Source organism: Paenibacillus pabuli (assembly GCF_039831995.1).
GTDB lineage: Bacteria > Bacillota > Bacilli > Paenibacillales > Paenibacillaceae > Paenibacillus > Paenibacillus pabuli_C.
Map to the genome: position 1 here is coordinate 1,211,762 of NZ_JBDOIO010000003.1, position 19,546 is coordinate 1,231,307.

The following is a 19,546-nucleotide window of genomic DNA, read 5'->3' on the forward strand; positions in this document are numbered from 1 at the left end:
AAGCCCTTTATGATTTAATGATCATCCCCATTAATCCGACGAAGGTAGCCGCTTGATAGGGTGAGATGACGCAGCCATTCAAATCTTCCATGTTCAAAGCCAAAGAGTCAAATTGGCAATTGCTAAGATCCAATCCTTTCAATTTTGTCCCTGTCATGAAAGCCTGATCGATATTGCAGTTGTCGAGTACCATTTTTTGCAATGCCAGATAGGCAAAGTCAGCACTGATTAATGAACATTCAGTTAAAGAGACGTGTTTAAGGTGGGCAAACCTGAAATTGGAGTAGTCTCCCACACTTTGAGTTATTTGTACGTTTTGCATTCGGCTGTTAGAAAAATCGGTGCCAACAAATTTGCAGTTTATCCATGATGCCCGGTGCATGATTGCACTTGAGAAATTGACGTTGGAAAAATCACAATGCTCAAAAACAACATCCATAAATTCAAATTGTTCCAGCGAGGAATCCGAGATAATCACATTTCTAAAAATGACATTCTCAAAGGATGCTTTGGTTGCTTCCTGGTTATCAAGTGAGCTATTTTCAATGAGTAGATTCCGGTATTCTGCTTTGGACTCCAATACCTGAGTGGTTTCTATGGTCATCAATTGTTCCTGAATTTTCGGGCTATCTATTTTCATGTTTCTTCCCCGCTTCTTTATAAGCTGCGATTCGCAATCGACTGGTATCCATAAAACCATTGTCCATATGCATAAGTTAAGGCCGAACCTTTTACTCCACGGCATCGATTATGGTTTCCTGCTCCTCCCATGTTACACCTTTGAAGAAATATCAGCAAAACTGTTTATCCACTTTTAATTCCCGGTTTTGCGGAGCAAGCTGATCGAACTGTTAAGCCATCGTGACATGGAACCTGTTCCGTTCCTGCAGATGGGCATATTCGCCAATGGTATTACAGTGCCAAGAATTTACCAAAAAAAAGATGCTTTCTGCCCCGGAATGAACTTTTTCACATATATAGCAAACAGCAGTAAGGCTACAAAAACAGATAAGGCACTGACACTAAATAGAACACTGTAGCTCATGTATTCCGAAACCAATCCCAGCAAAATCGCACCCAGACCGATCCCCAGATCCGTGGCCGTCGAGAAAAAGGCATTGGCAGCACCTTGTCGCTCCTTCGGCGCCATACGTAGTGTTATGGCCTGAAGAGCAGGTTGCGCAGATCCAAAGCCGATACCGTATAGAACCGCAGAACACAACACTCCAAACAAACTGGTCGAGAAGCTCAAGACAAGTAGTGCCGCCATGGTAATGATCAGAGCCGGCACAATCACAACTACCTCTCCGACTCGATCAGAAAGTTTTCCTGCGATTGGACGAGAAAGAGCGAGGGTTGCTGCGTAGATGAGAAAAAAAGTACCGGAATTGACCTGGATCTCAGCTGCAAATAGCGGAACAAACGTTGTAATTCCTCCATAAGCCACAAAAAGAAAAAATATGGGTGCCATTACAGGCAGGACGGATTTTTCGAATATCTGAATCTTCTTCTGATCCGCTGTCGGTGTGAACGGCATTTTAGCAGCAAGCGTCAATAACAGTGCAACGGCAGATAGCACAACTGCAAACAGGAACATGCTCTGATCGGATTGGCCTTGCATGATACTTAATCCGATCATGGGGCCAATCGCCATCGCGAAAGTCATGGAGGTACTGAACCAACCCATCCCTTCTCCACGACGATTGGCCGGAATCATATCGGTGACGGCGGTCATCATGGAAGTCGTCGACATTGCCCAGCTTATACCATGCATAATTCGGAGCCCCATCAGTACCAAGACTCCACCAACCCAATTATACATATACATCGATGCAATAAAAACAAGCAGCCCTCCAATCATAAACGGACGTCTGCCGAATCGATCCAACATTCCACCGACAAAGGGCCTGAATAGGACTGAAGATAACATCAATGCCCCCATCGCTAGGCCCACTTGCTGTTCATTGCCGCCCATCTCTTTAATAAATAGCGGCAGCGTAGGATACAGCATATAAAAAGCAGTAAATAAAAAAAGCAATCCCAATGTCATCAAAATAAAGGACCTGGTCCATAAACGTTCCAACCGTACATCCCTCCTGATCAGTCAACATCACTTCAACTATTAAAAAAGTCGCCAGCAGGGCGACTTCATGCATTTTATTTTAAACTCTAACTCAGATTGCCCGTCACCGGATGAGGGATATAGGCATCCTCCAGGTAACTGATTTCTTGTGAAGTTAACTTAAACCAATAATTGAGGTATGCATCCTTGAAAATTGAATTTTCTTCCATTTTGATCTGAAACTCCAGTCTGTCGGCTAAGATCTGCTTCAAACTTTTCATTACTTCCTCGATCATCTTATCCACCAACTTTCTACAAACTCCTGTTAACTCGCAGCAGAAATTGACTCTCCACCATTCTCATAAGTGTCAAAGACCTGTTCTTCTCTCCAGTTCTTCCGTATATCGTGCACCCACCAATGTGATCCTTGAGGCTGCTTCATTTATACTTTGCACATCTTCAGGCTTGAGCTTAAGATCTGCCGAATTCAGATTTTCTTCCAATCTGCTCAATTTGCGCGTGCCTGGAATCGGCACAATCCAAGATTTCTGGGCAAGCAGCCACGCGAGCGCAATTTGGGCCGGGCTGGCCTGTAGTTCATCCGCTTTATCTTTTAATAAATCAACCAATACCTGATTCGCTTCAAGCGCTTCAGGCGTAAAACGAGGCAAAATGTTACGCAGGTCACCTTGATCAAATGTCGTTTTTGCGTTGAAGCTTCCTGTCAGGTAACCTTTACCTAGAGGGCTGAATGGGACGAAACCAATCCCAAGTTCCTCCAATGCAGGGATCAACTCCTCTTCAGGACGTCTCCACCACAGGGAATATTCACTCTGTACTGCTGCAAGAGGCTGTACGGCGTGTGCACGACGGATCGTTTGCACACCTGCCTCGGACAGTCCCCAGTGTTTTACTTTTCCTTCCCGGATCAAATCCTGAACTGCTCCTGCCACTTCCTCGATCGGTACATCCGGGTCGACCCGGTGCTGATAGTACAGATCAATGGCTTCAATCTGCAGACGCTGCAGCGACTCTTCCGCCACTTTGCGAATATGTTCCGGCCGGCTATTCATACCGCTCTGTTTGCCATGCTGTATATCGAAACCAAATTTGGTGGCGATGACGACTTGATTCCGAACGGTTTTAAGTGCTTCACCAACAAGCTCTTCATTGGTGTATGGCCCGTATACTTCAGCGGTATCAAAAAACGTCACACCTCGTTCCACAGCTTCTTGAAGAACGGAGATCATCTCCCTCTTATCCGAAGCTGCACCATACCCATGGCTCATTCCCATACAACCAAGGCCAATGGCCGAAACCTCCAACCCGCTGCTTCCCAATATGCGTTTTTGCATCTTTCATCATCCTTCCTCATTTGATTTTTTTCATTGACGACAATACGGGTACTCGTGCTCCACACACACTCTCACTTGCTTGATTCTGTGAGGTTAATCTCATTATGCTGAAGCATGCTCACCAGGCGGTATATCATTTATCTTAATTGATTGCCTATTCCTATCACAGGTTCTTTTGCTTTCGAGAATTAAGCCGTATAATAAAACGAGGTTAACGCCGTAAGGAGGAGTTTACATGACCGAGGAGCTACTTCAACAAAAACGGGAACTGAACGAGTTGGTTGAGCGTCACTCCGAACGTAACGGTGCGATGGAAACGGCGATCCCTTCACTGTTTTTCTATCACCATACAAGTATTACCGAACCGGCATACAGAGTGTATAAGCCTGCTTTTTGCGTAATCGTGCAAGGTGTAAAGGAAGTATTGCTCGCACAGGAGCGCTTTGAATATGGACCATCCAATTATCTGATCGCTTCCATGAATCTTCCGGTCATTGGACAGATTATTAAGGCGTCCACGGAAGCACCTTATCTAAGTCTTAAGCTTGAGTTCACGACGAATCAGATTATGGAAGTACTGAACGAATGCAATATCCAAGTCACTTCCAAAGAAAACGCCAGACGAGCCATGTTCGTGGGACAGATGGAATCTTCCATACAGGATGCTGTTCTTCGCCTGATCCGCTTACTGGATACTCCGGAGGAAATTCCTTTCCTGGCCCCATTGTACACTAAGGAAATTTTATTCCGTCTTCTCCAGGGACCTTATGGAGGCGAATTGGCTCAGATCGCGGTAGAAGGTAGCAGCACGTACCGGATCAGGGAAGCTATCGAGTATATCGTTCATCACTGGGAGCAGCCTTTTCGCGTCGAAGAACTCGCAGAGACGGCCAGCATGAGCGTATCCTCATTCCATCGGCACTTCAAGGAGATCACGGCCATGAGCCCGCTGCAATTTCAAAAACAACTGCGATTACAGGAAGCCCGGCGCCTTCTGATGGCGGAGTCTGCTGATGCGGCCGATGTCGCTTTTCGGGTTGGCTACGAAAGTGCCTCCCAGTTTAGCCGTGAATATTCACGCATGTTCGGCGCGCCTCCACGAAGTGATATTAAACGATTGAAGGAAAAATACGATCTGATCTTGAGCGAATAGCTTCTGAGGTGTTTCAATAATAATGAACAAAAAAAGGACGACATGTAGTCGTCCTTTTCTCAGTAGATTGAAACTATTCATTCTTCTTATTCGGTTTAAACCAGTGCTTCAGCCAGTACCCGGCTTTCACTTGATTCATGCATCAATTGAGCGATATCACGAACCAGCGCATCCACATTAGCCTGCTGAGTCGCCCAGCTGGTGCAGAAACGGACTGCACTATGTGTGTCGTCAACCTTTTCCCAGAATGTGAAGGTGTATTGACTGCGTAATTTCTCAAGCAAAACATCAGGCAAGATCGGAAACTGCTGATTGGTTGGTGATTCATACAGGAACCGGATGTGCTGCGCTTCAAGTGAATCATGAATTCGCATGGCCATATCGATGGCATGACGTGAAATTTCCAGATACAATCCGTCTTCAAACAACGTTTCGAATTGAATGCCCAGCAATCTGCCTTTTGCGAGCAGACCACCCTTTTGTTTAATCATGTAACGGAAATCAGACTTCAGTGCATCATTCAGAATGACTACTGCTTCCCCCATCAGTGCACCAATCTTGGTCCCTCCAATATAGAACACATCACATAGATGGGCGAGATCAGCAAGAGTCATGTCACAATCCGGTGACGCAAGTGCGTATCCGAGTCGTGCACCGTCCACAAATAAGGGGAGTCCGGATTCCCGGCTTGCATCGAACAATGATTGCAATTCAGCCTTACTATACATTGTACCGTTCTCTGTAGGCTGGGATATGTAAACCATTCCTGGCTGTACGCAGTGTTCTGGAGAAGACTCACTCATATGTGCCTTATAGACTGCCTTTACTTGGTCCGCTGTGATCTTCCCGTCTTCACTGGGAACCGTAAGCACTTTATGGCCGGTTGCTTCAATTGCACCGGTTTCGTGAACGGCAATGTGGCCCGAGGTAGCCGCAATGACTCCTTGATAGGGACGCAATGTGGACGCAATTACGGTTGTGTTCGTTTGAGTGCCTCCGACCAGAAAATGTACATCAGCCTCCTCGCTGTTACACGCCTGACGAATAAGAGCTCTCGCCCGATCACAGTGCGGATCTGTACCATATCCGCTCGTTTGTTCCATATTGGTCTCGATCAGTCTTTGTAAAATGCGTTCATGGGCACCTTCGTTATAATCACATTCGAATCGTATCATCGTGTTGTCTCTCCTGCTTTCTTCGTTAACTTCGCTTGTATGTTCATCATGGAAGCATAGACCTCTCTGATCTCTTCCTCATTCAGATCCTGCATTAACTTCAATATTTGCTGGTCAGACCGATCGTTTAATTCGGCGTAGAGCTCCTTGCCTTTATCCGTCAGACGAATGAGACTGACCCGGCTGTCAGCTTCCGAATTAACCTTGATAAGCAGGCCTTCCTTAGACAGCTTGTTTACAATCCGGCTCATATAACTGCGATCGATGGTCAGTGTATCCACCAGATTGTTCGCAATACTCTCTCCGCGAATCCCAATTTCAATGATGACCCTTACCTCGGCAAACGAATAGCCTGTACCAAGGATATACTTATCAAGTACACCAAGAATATTGGTATAAAAACGGTTGAAACGCCGCATGTCAGCCAGAATATCAGAATCTATATGCTGAGAGTCGATGTGAAACCCTCCCTTTTAGTGGACATTGTCAACATTATAATAAGTTGATTAGTGGACGTTGTCAACAAAATGATGCTGCATGACAAAAAAGCCACAATCCGTACCTTTTCTCGGCACGGACTGTGACTTTTGTTTCATACCTTAGCTCTTCAGTTCAAAGACAGACCTAGGGCCGTATCTACATTCTGCATATTGAGTTGCAGCTGCTGCTTGGTATCCCATGGATGATACCACCCACGCTCGAGCATATACGTTACAATGCGCTCATGTGCAAGAATAGCTTCATCTAATTGACGAACCAATATCGACTTGATTTCGGGAGTACCTGCATCCGTGACGGCCATTGCATAATTCCTCACTGCACTTTTAGAAGTAATCAAATAATCCATCGCTATGACTTGGTCTGTCAAGGGTTGCACACCCATCAAATGCTCAATGATTGGATTCATTTTGTCATCTCCTGCAGTTCAGCCTTTTTCATAATCTCATTCAACTCCTGGACCGCATCTGTCGATTGCTGTACTTCCTGCCTTAATATCTCCTTCAGCTCCGGATCTGAAACGAGCAGCACCATGATATTCGATTTGGTTAAATTGACGGTTCTGAACGCAGCCATCTCCTGAACTTCAAGTGTTTCATGCAGGGCATATTTCATGTTGAATCACGCTTCCTTTCCGAACTGCTTATGGTTTGAGAACCACCTTAATACATTGATCCTGCCTTGTATCGAATATTTCATACCCCTTTTTGGCATCACTGAGCGGAATCACATGGGTAACCACATCACGTGGATTCACTTTACCTGTATCAATCAGTTCATACATATAAGGCATATAGTGAATGACCGGAGCCTGTCCCGTACGAAGATTAACATTTCTCTGAAAAATATCTCCAAAAGGAAATCCGTTGTATTTTCCTCCGTATACGCCCGTTACCTGAATGGTCCCTCCTTTGCGAACAGCTTGGGATGCAATCAGGAATCCACCCAAAGCTCCACCGTGCAGCTTAAGTCCAGAAGCCAGGGATTCAAGAGGTGTCATTTTCCCGCTCATGCCAGAGCAATCGATCACAATATCTGCTCCGCCTTTGGTTATTTCCTTGATATGGTCTCCCGCGTTCGGAATGGTTCCAGAGTTAACGATCTCGACTTGATTCGTTTGTTTGGCGTGCTGCAAACGGTAGTCCAGGTAATCTACTGCGATCACCCGTTTTGCACCCTTGAACCAGGCAAATTTCTGAGCCAATAAACCAACGGGACCACAGCCAACGATGACAACAGTATCCCCATCCTTCACTCCCGCATTATCAACGCTCCAGAAAGCAGTCGTCATCGCATCGGAGATCAGGCACAATGACTCATCTTCATGTTCACAGCTTTCGGGAATTTTGAAATGAGTAAAGTTGGCAAAAGGAACTCTCAAGTACTCGGCTTGCCCTCCAGCATATCCACCGGTTGTTCCCGAGTAACCGAAAAAACCGCCCATTTCTCCATGTTCGTTCGATTGGTCACATTGGCTCTCCAGATGGTTTTGACAATAAAAGCATTGGCCACATGCAATATTAAAAGGGATAATGACACGATCTCCCTTTTTCAGATTCGTCACATCCGGACCCACTTCTTCAACAACGCCCATCGGTTCATGCCCTATGACATAGTCTTCCTGCAGGTTGGGAATCATTCCGTGGAGCAGATGCAGGTCCGATCCGCAAATCGCCGTAGTAGTGAGCCTGATAATCGCATCATCCCGCTTCTCAATCTTGGGATCAGGTACATCCTTAACTACGACATTTTTGATGCCTTGGTAGGTCACTGCCTTCATGCCTTGTCTCCTCCAATGTGCTCATCCGGTGTACGATCAAATAAACCTTTTCGCCGGGTATCCTCCGGGAATAACTGCTGCTTGGCAATTTCAACGGTTTGATTCGCAGACAATTGATCCAGCTGGTATTGCTCTTGAAGCTCATAGGGATGAAACCATTTCTTACGAATCATAAGCTCCGATATTTCCTGATGAAGTTCAATACCCTGATGTAGCTGCTGCTTTAATAGCGCTCTGGCATCTGCCGATACCGTCTCAGTCAGAGCAATCGCTATATTGCGAACACCTTCTTTGGCACGGATCAAAAAATCCATCGCAAACGTCATATCCGCCATTTCAGGCATATGAAGTGAATTGGCCGGATCCAATGCATCCATCTTTGCGGGATTTATCGCTTCCTGTTTCAAGTGGATCACCTCAGTTTAGTATTGGCGTAGGTCTGTGAGTGGGAACCGTCGTTTCAAAAGGGGCCTTTGTATAGATAGCCTGCAAATCTTGCAGCGCCTGCATGGACTGTATTACGTCCTTTTGCATCAAGTCTTTCAGATCCTGGTCGAAGACAAGACCTTGCATCAATTTGGACTTCGCCAGGCACAGTGTTTTAAAATTGATAACTTCATGTAAATCCAGTGATTCATGTCCGGCCAAGTGTTCCGGTGAGTTGGTCATAAGGTCACCTCCATTTATCATAAGTATGTTGTCCCCATACCTCGTATATATTCTATTTCAGGATAAGAACAACACTTATGCCGTTCATGTACAGGATGCAGATATACGTTCATTTATAAAGTGAAAAACAATGAACGGCAAAAAACCGCGCAAAATGCGCGGTTCGGTCACAATAACCTATTTTTATGAATGACTATATTGTACCTGATGAAGTCGGCTGTAAATTCCACCAGCAGCGACCAGCTCATCATGATTCCCTTGCTCGGCAATGCCGTCTGCATTCACGACCATGATCCGGTCCGCATTCTTGATGGTTGTCAGACGGTGTGCAATGACCAATGTGGTTCTGCCCACTGACAGTTCTGCGAGAGATTTCTGGATTAAAGCTTCCGTTTCCGTATCCAGAGCAGATGTTGCTTCGTCCAGGATCAGAATCGGTGGATTTTTCAGGAACATGCGGGCAATGGACAAACGCTGCTTCTGCCCCCCCGAGAGCTTAACTCCACGTTCACCGATGATCGTATCGATGCCGTCCGGCAGCGTGAGAAGCAGTTCCTCCAGCGATGCCCGGCGGGAAGCATCCCAGATTTGCTCATCAGTTGCCGTGAGATCCCCATAGGCGATATTCTCCTTGATGGTTCCTGAGAACAGGAATACATCCTGCTGAACGATACCAATATGCTTGCGAAGGGATTGCAGCTGGACATCCCGAACATCAACACCATCCACCGTGATTCGCCCCTCTTCCACTTCGTAGAACCTTGGAAGCAGACTGCAGATGGTTGTTTTCCCTGCACCGGAAGGTCCAACGAATGCAACGGTTTCTCCAGGTTTAATAGACAGACTGATGTTATTCAAAATGCGACGGCTGGATTCATAACCGAATGATACATTCTCAAAACGGATATCGCCCCGAACATGTTTCAGTTCAACTGCGTTCTTGGCATCAGCGATTTCAGGCTCCGTATCAATGATTTCCAGATAACGCTTGAAGCCGGCGATTCCCTTCGGGTAACTTTCAATGACCGCGTTGATTTTCTCAATCGGACGGAAGAAGATATTGGACAGCAGCAGGAATGCCATGAAGTCTCCCATATCAATTTTGCCGTCAATAAAAAACCAGGCCCCGCTGATCATCACAAATACAGTGACCAGTCTCATCATCATATAGCTGACCGATATACTCTTGGCCATCGTTTTATAGGCAAGCAGCTTCGTTTGACGAAAGTTCTCATTGTCGACGGAAAACAGTTTCTTCTCATGTTCTTCATTGGCAAACGATTGAACAACACGAATCCCGCCTACGTTATCTTCGATCCGGGAATTGAAATTACCCACATTGCCGAAGAGACGCCGATAGGTTTTGGTCATCCGGCCACCAAATACGATGATGACCCAGGCCATGATCGGAATAATAATAAATGTAATCAATGCCAGCTCCAGATTAATATTCGCCATGAGCCAGAATGAACCGATCAATGTCATCACAGCGATGAACACATCCTCCGGTCCATGATGGGCAACCTCTCCGATGTCGTTCAGGTCATTGGTTAAGTGACCAATCAGATGGCCCGTTTTGCGATTATCAAAGAAACGGAACGACAACTTCTGCAAGTGAGCGAACATCTTCTCACGCATGTTGGTCTCAATGTTAATACCGAGCATGTGACCCCAATATGTAACCACATAATTCAAAGCTGTATTGAGCGCATAAATGGACAACAATACAACACACGCCAGGATAATGAGCGGCCAGTCCTGGCCTGGCAATAATTCATTGATGAATTTGCTCACGGCCAGAGGAAAAGCCAGTTCCAACAGCCCTGCGATCACTGCACATCCAAAATCAATGACAAACAGTTTCTTGTAAGGCCGATAATACGAAAAGAAACGACGAATCATTCTTATTCACTCTCCAAATCCTTATTAGGGCTTTCATTTTCATCCTGCAGCTCGAAGAGATGAATATATTCATCGATAACCTGGTCAATGGCTTTCAGTTCACCACTAATCATCGGACGAATATGCTCATATTCCGCTTGACCCAGCTGTCTGGCCAAAGTTGTTCTTCGATTTTGCATTTGCTCCAGAAATACCAGAATCCGGCCACGGCGGAATGTTTGTGCTCCATTCCCCCGCTTACCGTGATGTTCCCCATGTCCTCTGCCCCTTCTGGACCGTTCACCACGCTGCTCTTCTTCTCCGCGTTCACGTCCTGAACGCAAACTTTGACGTTCTGCTGACTCATTAGCATCTCTCATTTCAAGAACACCTCCACAACGTATACGTTTGTATACACGATAATATGTATACGATTGTATACGCAATAAACACATCTGTCAACCGTTATTTTCCAGTTATGTGAATGACCCTCTTACTTCTGAAAATCGAAAAAGCTGAGGATGACATACAAATGTTCTTGTATGTCATCCTCAGCGGATCGTGGTTTATTCATTTGATAGACTATTATCGTCTACCTATGACTTTTCAGCAGGATTGATCGGCAAGGTGATGACAAAGGTTGTTCCTTGACCCGGATTGCTCTCCACCTGAATATCACCTTGATGAAGCGAAACAATCTGTTTAACAATAGCGAGCCCCATGCCACTTCCTTCGGTTTTGCTGCTATGGGAACGATCTGCCTTGAAAAAGCGCTCGAATATACGCTTCTGATCTTCAGGGTCGATTCCGATTCCATTATCGGATATTCGAATGATTACATCCGAGAGATTCCGCTTGATGCTCACGCCAATGATGCCACCATCTTCGGTAAACTTGATACCATTGCCTATAATATTCATCCAGACCTGGTCCAGTTGATCATGATCCGCTGTTACTTTGATCGGTTCAAGATCCAACTCAAAAGCGATGTTTCGGGCAGTCCACTGCGGCTGCAGTGCCACGATTACACGCCTGATCTGTTCATCCAGACTGCGTGTGACAGATCGCAATGGCTGAGAATCGGACTCAAGCAAACTCAGCTTCAGCAAGCTGTCACTCATTTTGGACATCCGCTTTGCTTCAGCAATAATGATATCCAGATAGCGGCTTCGTTCATGCTCTCCGAGATTGACCTGCTTGAGCGCTTGAGCATAACCGGATATGGAAGTCAGCGGCGACTGAACCTCATGCGATACATTCGTTACAAATTCTCTGCGCATTTGTTCAAGCTGCTGCAGATCATGTGTCATCTCCTCAAAACTTCGAGCCAAGGTTCCAAGCTCTCCCGTCTGCTTGATATTCAGCCTGACATTAAAATCACCTGAGGCCAGACGCTTGGTTGCTTTGGTAAGTTTGTTAATCGGTTTCACCACGTATATGGAAGCAATCAGAATCAACAAACTCCCTATGACCAAAGAATATATCAGGAAAGTGGATAACCATCTTACGTTGAAAGAAGTGTACGGTGATAAGAGCGGCTGTATAAATAACGCTTTCGCCCCCGCTTCCGTCATTAATGGCAATCCGACAAAACCTGTAGATTCGTTGGACGAATCAGCACGAACGATCTCCCCATTCAGTACGTTCTTTACTTGATCCGATGACACCCGAGCAGAAGCCTGGTCACCCAGTGTTCCATAGGAATGGACCTCAGTATTATCCTCGTCGTAAATGCGGATATGATAGGAGTTGAGCTGCTTCATCCCTCCCACAAATTTGTCTGCTTCATGCAATGGAATAGTTTCATAGATACGCACGATATCCTGTCCAAAACTCAATAATTCTTCCTGGACATTCTCATTCATATTCCCCCTGAATACCAAAAAGGTAATCACGAAGGCGATGATCGTACCCGCGATGACGGAAATTAAAAAGGTTAGTACCACACGGATATACAGAGATCTGATCATTCACTAACCTCAAGCCGATAACCAAGGCCGCGCACCGTTTCAATTCGAAAATCAGTTGAAGCGACAAACCTTTCTCTCAAACGTTTAATATGTACGTCTATCGTTCGATCATCTCCAGCGTAATCAATTCCCCAAATTTGATCAATTAACTGCTCGCGCGTATATACTTGTCCTGGTGTACCAGCTAGCTTGTACAGCAATTCGAATTCTTTGAGCGGCAGCGCAAGAGATTCCGTGCCCATAGTGACTTTATAGGTTTGTTTATTCAGGATAAGATTCCCGAGCTGAATCGTTTGTGTAGAGCCAATCCGGTAACGCTTCAGCAGCGCTCTGACCCGAACCGTCAATTCCATGGGGTCGAACGGTTTCGTCAGATAATCATCTGTTCCCAGGTCAAAACCCTTAACTTTCTCCCACGTTTCACCTCTTGCAGTCAACATAAGCAAGGGAAGGTCGGGACTTGCCCTGCGCAGCTCCTTGCATAATGTCCATCCATCCATAATCGGCATCATAATATCAAGCACAACCAGATCGACAGGTGTCGAGGCATAAACTGTTAGGGCCTGCTTGCCATCTGCAGCTTCTACCGTAGTGAATCCGTCATTCTTCAGAAATAAACAGACAAGTTCGCGAATATTCGCATCATCGTCAGCAACAAGTATTGTCGGCATTTGCTTCTCCTTTTCCTTCAAAGCATTCTAGGTCGTCCTGACTATTATACTATTAATTCACTCGATTGACCCACTGTCAATGTATGTCCGATGCCGTTTAAAACTCTTATTGCTTTTAACTAGGAAGGATCGGCGGTATTGAGGTAGCGTAGTGTGTGCTGCATATCTACTTTGTTCTGCTGAAACTGTTTGAGCCGGTAACCGTTAGCGCCGGACGGATGAGGGAATCCCCACAAAATTCTCTTATCCTGCATCCGCTTCTCATCAAGCAATTGACGAAGTACAGCCTCAACCGACTTTCCGAGTGGAATAATTAATGGTTCGTTCAGAAGATTCCATTCAGGCAGGAAAGACCCAAGTACAGCTTCATATAGAAAAGTATTAGTGGTAATGGCTGGTTGATGTCCCGTATAATTTTGTTGCTTCACAAAGATGGGATATCGAATCAGAGAAGTGGTATGCAGAAGTGTGCACTCAGGATCAAAAAGCTCTTGCACATGAGGCACGCTTAAAAATTCATGCAATCTTATCTCCTGAAGCATATGAATTAAGTTCGTTCGCATCGTTCCAGCCATTCTGGCGGCAAACTTCGCTTCCTGGCAGGCGAATTCATATGAATTCTGATGCTTCAAGGCTCGAATGGCTGTGCGGAAAGCAATCTCCATCTGCTGCCAACCCGGTGTAATGCCAACAAGCATGACTTTGGCGGAGGCATTGAGATATTCATTATGCGGTGAATAGAACATTTCAACGTTCCCTGCAGACCCTAATTTCAGATCATTTATCAACAGTTCCTCTTTCGAGTACCTCTGTTTCAGGGGAAATGACTTCATGATCCCGATCAGACGTTTATGTTGAGTAGAATCTATCAGCAGAACGCTCCCTCCTTACCTTCAAACCATTTGTTGTTAAAAAAACCGCCCAAGGGCGGCCTTGAAATCGAGTTCTTCTATTACTTAGCATGCCGTATCAGCGGAGTTACGCTGGATTCAGCGTGTACTTCACACGCATCAAAATGTGCTGCCCATGATCACCAAATTGATTACCAAACAGGTTCATTCCCCCCTGGTGTTTGGCACTGGGATCAATTCCAATGCGCAGGCGTAATTTGGGTTTATCCCCCAGCTCGAGATTACTCAAAGATATATCGGAGATTTTCTTCATATCCAATGTGGTATGCTCCTGGTCTACCTGCCATGTCTTAAGAATTCCATACTGCGTAGAGCCGTTGTGCCACCAATCCGGATTCAGCTTGCCACGCCTGTCGCCCAGATCTCCCGGACTTGTCCACATCCCGATCTTCATGCCATTCACCCATACAGATATATCAGACGGCCAGTCGTTATTGTAATGAGGTACTTCAGAGCACATTTCCATGGACAGTTCCAAGGATAGGATCGTTGCGTCAGAAGGAATATCCATCGGAAGCAAGTATTCCAGATACCCTTCGCTTAACCAGATAATCTGAGCATCCACATGTTCGGGGTGATAAAAGCTTGCCGGATCATCCTCTTTAAGAATTATGCCTGTAGCGCTTGCCATACCGCACGTGGGCGTCACCTCACAGTCACTGTAATGTCCAATGGGCATCTCCACCTCATACAGATTCATGTCACAGGTGGAATCAGGTACCACCTGATCCAACATAATGTGTATATCATCATAATTGCGACTGCACAATTTCATGGCTCCGCGTGATGCAGGAAGCATCTCTGTATGTATTAAATTGGCACCTTCAAGCACCTTGATATGATTGGCCACGGTTGAAATCGGTAAATTTAGCGCCTCGGCAATTTCAATGATATTCAGCTTGCTCACATGTAACAGCTGGAGAATGTCAATCCGGGAACGGTTTGACAAGGCATGGGTGACATTTACCAGTTTATCCGGGTCATTGAAACTGAGTTCCAGCACGTAACCGCTCTCCTTTTGAAAATATAAATTAAAATCATTCTACTGAATAACAAAAGCAAACACAATCCAATCCCTGGATGGATCCCCCTTACGAATGGTTGACTTACTCTGTAACCAAGACGGCTTTACGATCATATGAACCATCGTTCACATGTTTAAGCAAAAAATCAGCCAGATTGGCACGCGACAGCTTGAGTTTCCGAGACTTGTCCGGGTGGATCTGCGTTTCGTGAACATACTCTCCATTATAATCTTCCATTGTAAGTATAGGAGGTTGAACCAGTATCCAATTCAGCTTGCTGCTGGTTACAAGGTTGTCCTTGTCCAGGTGATCGCGAAGCAGATTGGTCATGACGTTCGGGATGACATGTTTGTACAAGAAACCGAGCTTTCCGGCATCTCTATGAGTGCCAATAAACGACACATGAATCAGTTTGCCTGCTTCATTGTTTTCCATCGCCTGGATAATGTTTTTCAAGGCATCGATAAGAACGAGATCTCTTTTGAACGGGCTCTTCGCGCCAAGAACAGAAAAGACCGCATCCACTTTTTCCTTTTTCACGACATGGTCGACATCCGTATACCGGGTTACTTCGCCCTGCACGATCTTTAAGTTTGGATGAGAAATGCCTAGTTTGGAAGGATTTCTGACAAATGCAATTACGGTATGTCCTTCACTCAGCGCACGCTGCAGCAGCTCCTTGCCTGTTCTTCCGGTCGCTCCAAATATGATGATGTTCATGCGTCTCACATCCATTCCTTGTTGTTTTTTTACATAAGGCCTTTGTACGAATACGAGCGAATCAATGAGAATTGTTTGGCCAGAAAATGAGGTGCATAAGGCATGTCATTGCGAAGCCAAGCCACAATGGTTCCAATCAGGGCCGAAGAGGTGTACCAGATCGCAATTTCCTTATGGATGCCTGCCTGCGCAAAAGCACTTTCCATCTCCATTTTTTCGATCTTTTCAGTAACGAGTCTAGTTAACAATTTCAACAGTCGCTCTGTGAAAATAGGGGTTCGTTTGGAAGCTAGCACAACACGATAGAATTTGGGATGATCAGCAAAATGCTCCAATACTTTCACCAGAACTGGCCAGGCCTCCTCTGTTTCATTATTGTCAAACCGGTGATACTGATCAATGATCCGTTCAATATGTTCGTTCATCTCGTCCGCCAACTTCTCCATCATATCCGTAATATCACGATAATGAAGATAGAAGGTTACCCGGTTAATGGTTGCACGTTCGGCAATCCGGTTCACCGTTAATTTTTCGATATCCATTTCCTGCATCAGATCTACGAAGGCATCCCGTATGAGTTGCCTTGTCCGGAGTATTCGCGGATCGGTAGCGGCCTTGTTATCGTTTTTCATTCTATTCACTCCTTATTTCAGAAAATTACAATTTTAAATAATGAGTCGTTTATTTTCTTAATAAGCTACAAATTTATTAATTCTGTAAAATAAGCAACGAATATACCCAGAGGTGTAAATTGTAATCTGCGGGAATATGTATATAATTCAATAAATACAATGTAAACTATACAACACGTTGTAAATTTAGTCACGTGTAGATTGAAAGGATGGAATGGATTGAGTCAGGCTAGATTAGATGATGAGAAAAACATCAAAAAAGGTCCCATACTGTTTGTCATGATTCTGGGTGCATTTCTTGCCACGTTGAATCAAACCCTCATGAGTGTTGCCACTCCGGAGTTGATGGGTGATTTTAATATCTCCGCGACAACAGCGCAATGGTTAACAACCGGCTACATGCTGGTGAATGGAGTACTTATTCCAATTACTGCGTATTTCATGCAGCGCTTCTCGACAAGACAGCTCTTTCAGGCTTCTATGTTCATATTCCTGATCGGTACAATCATATCGGCACTCGCAACCAACTTCGGTACACTGCTTACAGGTCGTATGGTGCAGGCTGCTGGAGCAGGTATTATCATGCCGCTGCTGATGCATGTCATTCTCACGCTGTTCTCTCCTGAGAAACGGGGAGCTGCCATGGGTATGGTCGGTTTCGCGGTCATTTTCGCCCCGGCAATCGGACCTACCTTAGCTGGCTACGTGCTTGAGAACTATTCGTGGCAAACGATGTTTTATGCGATGATCCCATTGACGGTCATTGTTATCGGATGTGCGTTTGTGTATCTGAAAAATGTATCCGAGCGCATTGATACCAAGTTTGATACGCTTAGTGTAGCGTTATCGACAATTGGTTTTGGTGCATTATTGTATGGGTTCAGCCGCGCGGGAGGCCTGGGATGGTCCAGTGCCGAAGTGCTCATCTGTCTTACGGCAGGAATTGTGTCCCTCGCCTTATTCACTTGGCGTCAGCTTGTTTCTGCAACCCCGCTGCTCGACCTTCGTGCGTTCAAGTATAATATGTTCTCCTTGACCACGATCATTAATATCGCAATTACCATGATCATGTATGCAGACATGATGCTGCTGCCTCTGTATCTTCAAAATGCCCGTGGTTACACCGCACTGGAATCCGGTTTATTACTGCTTCCAGGTGCTCTCGTCATGGGATTCCTGATGCCGGTTACTGGACGTTTGTTCGACCGATTTGGAGCAAAATGGCTTGCCATCATTGGTATGGTGATTACGATCGTAACGACGATCGGCTTTATCGATCTGACGGATTCAACCAGCTACACTTATCTGGTTCTGATGTCTACCGGACGCCGAATTGGTATGGCTCTGCTCATGATGCCAATTCAAACGGCAGGTCTGAACCAGCTGCCGCCAAGACTCGGTCCACATGGTACAGCCATCTCTAATACAGTCAGACAGGTCGCTGGTGCGGTCGGTACTTCATTGCTCGTAAGTGTCATGACCAGTCGTACCACGACCCATGCACAGGATATGATCGCAAGTGGTGCTGCGAACAGCTTGTCCCGGGAGCAATTGGCAATGGAATCCATGATCCAGGGAATCAACGATGCTTATGTCGTAATCATTGGCATAGCAGTCGTTGGACTCGCTCTCTCCTTCTTTATTAAACGTACGAAACAAGCAAAAGAAGAAGAAGCCAAAATGCCTGTTAGACAGAAAGTTTCCATGAACTCGAATTAAACAGGAAAGATAGAAAAGCGGCAGATCAGGACGAATTCCATGTCCAGTCTGCCGCTTTTTTCTTGATTTATCATGAGCATTTCCTATTCAAATATCTTCAGCGGTAAATGCGTCAAGGATTGTCCTGGAGCTGAGGTCGACAGATTCCGTTCAAGCTCAAATGTGTCCACAGCTTCAATCCGTGCAACCCTCTCCACAAAGGCTGTTAATACAAGAGTAAGTTCCATCCTTGCCAGTGGTGCCCCAAGGCAAAAGTGCGGGCCATTGCCAAAAGTGAGATGTTTTTTATTGTTGCGACGATGAATGTCAATTTCAAACGGGTGATCAAACATTCGCTCGTCCATATTCGCCGCGCTCATCCAGGAGATGACGACATCCCCTTTTTTCAGATCAACACCAAGCAACTGGTTGTCCTTCTTGACTGTTCGATGTCTTTTCGCATTATGGAATCGGTATCGAAGCATTTCTTCCACAGCAAGCGGAACCAGATCCGGGTTCTGTCTTAACTCGCCGTATAAATCCCCCTCGTCGTACAAGAAAGAATAGAATGTGCTCGAGACCATATGGCTCGTCGTTTCTATGCCAGCACCAAGCAGGAGCATCGTTGTTCGAACGACTTCATCTTCAGTGAACTTTTCTCCCTCCACATCGACGTTCAACAAATCGGTAATGATGTCCTCTCCGGGATTTTCCCGCTTCTTCACTACGAGAGGATACAGGAATTGATAATATTCCTGAGCAGCAGCCTGTTTCTTTATTTCACTTTCTTGTGCGTTCTCTTGTGTGGTAGGTTGGAACAGGATATCCACCCAGCTTTTGAACCGGTGGCTGTCCGTGAGCGGGATCCCGAGCAAGTCCGCCATGACCATGGCAGGCAGTGGAGCAGCAAGCTTTTCAACGATATCAATGGTTGTATTAAACTCCAGGTCTTCCACCAGCTGCTTCGCAATGTTGCGAATTCGCGGTTCCCAGTTTTTGAGACTGCGGGGTGTAAAGGCTGCGGATAACAATGAACGGCTTTTTTGATGCCTTGGCGGGTCAATGCTTGAGATGTTTAGTTTGTCCGGAGGTGTGCCTTCCTTGTTCTTCGCCCCTACGGCTATGGTTGTTCGGGTGCCTTCAGCTGAGAAATATTCATGATTGCTTAGAACCTGTTTAACATCATCATACCTGAACACATTCCAGGTGTCGGTATCTTCATGGTAGTGCACTGGACTTTCGGACAACATCTTTTGATACCACTGAATCGGGAAGAACTCCTCGGATCTGGACTGGAATCTGGTGATATCCTCCACTCGAATCACTTCTTTGTACATGCTGATGCC

Annotated in this window: 22 protein-coding genes; 2 read left to right on the top strand and 20 right to left on the bottom strand. The window is 45.7% G+C overall.

All coding sequences use genetic code 11. The features are described 5' to 3' along the window. Positions 1-7: 7 nt before the first annotated feature. The 4 genes from ABGV42_RS07440 to ABGV42_RS07455 form a co-directional block, all read right to left on the bottom strand. Positions 8-640, bottom strand: a complete 633-nt coding sequence (locus ABGV42_RS07440) for a pentapeptide repeat-containing protein (protein WP_347381095.1) — start codon at positions 638-640, stop codon at positions 8-10. 288 nt (positions 641-928) lie between these two features. After that, positions 929-2,083: an MFS transporter gene (locus ABGV42_RS07445; RefSeq protein WP_347381096.1), complete on the bottom strand. Its 1,155-nt coding sequence runs from the start codon at positions 2,081-2,083 to the stop codon at positions 929-931. Positions 2,084-2,169: 86 nt separating this feature from the next. After that, positions 2,170-2,370: a hypothetical protein gene (locus ABGV42_RS07450; protein WP_347381097.1), complete on the bottom strand. Its 201-nt coding sequence runs from the start codon at positions 2,368-2,370 to the stop codon at positions 2,170-2,172. Between the two features lie 60 nt (positions 2,371-2,430). Further along, positions 2,431-3,417 (bottom strand): aldo/keto reductase, encoded by a 987-nt coding sequence (locus ABGV42_RS07455; protein WP_347381098.1) that lies wholly within the window; start codon positions 3,415-3,417, stop codon positions 2,431-2,433. Positions 3,418-3,652: 235 nt separating this feature from the next. On the opposite strand from ABGV42_RS07455, the gene ABGV42_RS07460 reads away from it, so the two are divergent. Beyond that, the gene (locus tag ABGV42_RS07460; protein WP_347381099.1) at positions 3,653-4,570 is read left to right on the top strand and encodes an AraC family transcriptional regulator; all 918 of its coding nucleotides are present in this window, start codon (positions 3,653-3,655) and stop codon (positions 4,568-4,570) included. 95 nt (positions 4,571-4,665) lie between these two features. On the opposite strand, the gene ABGV42_RS07465 is transcribed toward ABGV42_RS07460, so the two are convergent. From ABGV42_RS07465 to ABGV42_RS07535, 15 genes are all read right to left on the bottom strand, one after another. Then, positions 4,666-5,745: a threonine aldolase family protein gene (locus ABGV42_RS07465; RefSeq protein ID WP_347381100.1), complete on the bottom strand. Its 1,080-nt coding sequence runs from the start codon at positions 5,743-5,745 to the stop codon at positions 4,666-4,668. Next, on the bottom strand, positions 5,742-6,164 hold the full coding sequence (locus tag ABGV42_RS07470; protein WP_347381101.1) for a MarR family winged helix-turn-helix transcriptional regulator: 423 nt from the start codon (positions 6,162-6,164) through the stop codon (positions 5,742-5,744). Before ABGV42_RS07470 ends, ABGV42_RS07465 begins: the two co-directional genes overlap by 4 nt. Before the next feature lie 188 nt (positions 6,165-6,352). Next, on the bottom strand, positions 6,353-6,652 hold the full coding sequence (locus tag ABGV42_RS07475; RefSeq protein ID WP_347381102.1) for a spore coat protein: 300 nt from the start codon (positions 6,650-6,652) through the stop codon (positions 6,353-6,355). Further along, positions 6,649-6,858 carry a hypothetical protein gene (locus ABGV42_RS07480; RefSeq protein ID WP_347381103.1) on the bottom strand — a complete coding sequence of 70 codons (210 nt, stop codon included), beginning with the start codon at positions 6,856-6,858 and terminating at the stop codon, positions 6,649-6,651. Before ABGV42_RS07480 ends, ABGV42_RS07475 begins: the two co-directional genes overlap by 4 nt. 28 nt (positions 6,859-6,886) lie before the next feature. Beyond that, complete coding sequence (locus tag ABGV42_RS07485; RefSeq protein WP_347381104.1) at positions 6,887-8,023, bottom strand: zinc-dependent alcohol dehydrogenase; 1,137 nt, start codon at positions 8,021-8,023, stop codon at positions 6,887-6,889. Then, entirely contained in the window at positions 8,020-8,400 is a 381-nt protein-coding gene (locus ABGV42_RS07490) for a spore coat protein (RefSeq protein ID WP_347383170.1), read from the bottom strand. Before ABGV42_RS07490 ends, ABGV42_RS07485 begins: the two co-directional genes overlap by 4 nt. 40 nt (positions 8,401-8,440) lie before the next feature. Continuing rightward, complete coding sequence (locus ABGV42_RS07495) at positions 8,441-8,692, bottom strand: spore gernimation protein GerQ (protein WP_347381105.1); 252 nt, start codon at positions 8,690-8,692, stop codon at positions 8,441-8,443. A 183-nt stretch (positions 8,693-8,875) separates the two neighbouring features. After that, a complete protein-coding gene (locus tag ABGV42_RS07500) occupies positions 8,876-10,594 on the bottom strand; it encodes an ABC transporter ATP-binding protein (RefSeq protein WP_347381106.1) in 1,719 nt (572 codons plus the stop codon). 2 nt (positions 10,595-10,596) lie between these two features. After that, entirely contained in the window at positions 10,597-10,953 is a 357-nt protein-coding gene (locus tag ABGV42_RS07505) for a hypothetical protein (protein WP_347381107.1), read from the bottom strand. A 216-nt stretch (positions 10,954-11,169) separates the two neighbouring features. Then, positions 11,170-12,543, bottom strand: a complete 1,374-nt coding sequence (locus ABGV42_RS07510; RefSeq protein WP_347381108.1) for a sensor histidine kinase — start codon at positions 12,541-12,543, stop codon at positions 11,170-11,172. After that, positions 12,540-13,214 carry a response regulator transcription factor gene (locus ABGV42_RS07515; RefSeq protein ID WP_347381109.1) on the bottom strand — a complete coding sequence of 225 codons (675 nt, stop codon included), beginning with the start codon at positions 13,212-13,214 and terminating at the stop codon, positions 12,540-12,542. Before ABGV42_RS07515 ends, ABGV42_RS07510 begins: the two co-directional genes overlap by 4 nt. Before the next feature lie 119 nt (positions 13,215-13,333). Further along, positions 13,334-14,002, bottom strand: coding sequence for a hypothetical protein (locus ABGV42_RS07520; protein WP_347381110.1), 669 nt, complete (start codon positions 14,000-14,002; stop codon positions 13,334-13,336). Positions 14,003-14,192: 190 nt separating this feature from the next. Further along, positions 14,193-15,128 carry an ArsR/SmtB family transcription factor gene (locus ABGV42_RS07525; protein ID WP_347381111.1) on the bottom strand — a complete coding sequence of 312 codons (936 nt, stop codon included), beginning with the start codon at positions 15,126-15,128 and terminating at the stop codon, positions 14,193-14,195. Positions 15,129-15,231: 103 nt separating this feature from the next. After that, on the bottom strand, positions 15,232-15,870 hold the full coding sequence (locus ABGV42_RS07530) for an NAD(P)-dependent oxidoreductase (RefSeq protein WP_347381112.1): 639 nt from the start codon (positions 15,868-15,870) through the stop codon (positions 15,232-15,234). Between the two features lie 29 nt (positions 15,871-15,899). Continuing rightward, on the bottom strand, positions 15,900-16,502 hold the full coding sequence (locus tag ABGV42_RS07535) for a TetR/AcrR family transcriptional regulator (RefSeq protein ID WP_347381113.1): 603 nt from the start codon (positions 16,500-16,502) through the stop codon (positions 15,900-15,902). Between the two features lie 279 nt (positions 16,503-16,781). Here ABGV42_RS07535 and ABGV42_RS07540 point away from each other — a divergent pair, with 279 nt between their 5' ends. After that, positions 16,782-18,221 (top strand): DHA2 family efflux MFS transporter permease subunit, encoded by a 1,440-nt coding sequence (locus tag ABGV42_RS07540; protein WP_347383171.1) that lies wholly within the window; start codon positions 16,782-16,784, stop codon positions 18,219-18,221. Positions 18,222-18,304: 83 nt separating this feature from the next. Here the strand turns inward: ABGV42_RS07540 and ABGV42_RS07545 are convergent, their stop codons facing one another. After that, the gene (locus ABGV42_RS07545) at positions 18,305-19,537 is read right to left on the bottom strand and encodes a cytochrome P450 (RefSeq protein WP_347381114.1); all 1,233 of its coding nucleotides are present in this window, start codon (positions 19,535-19,537) and stop codon (positions 18,305-18,307) included. Between the last annotated feature and the right edge of the window lie 9 nt (positions 19,538-19,546).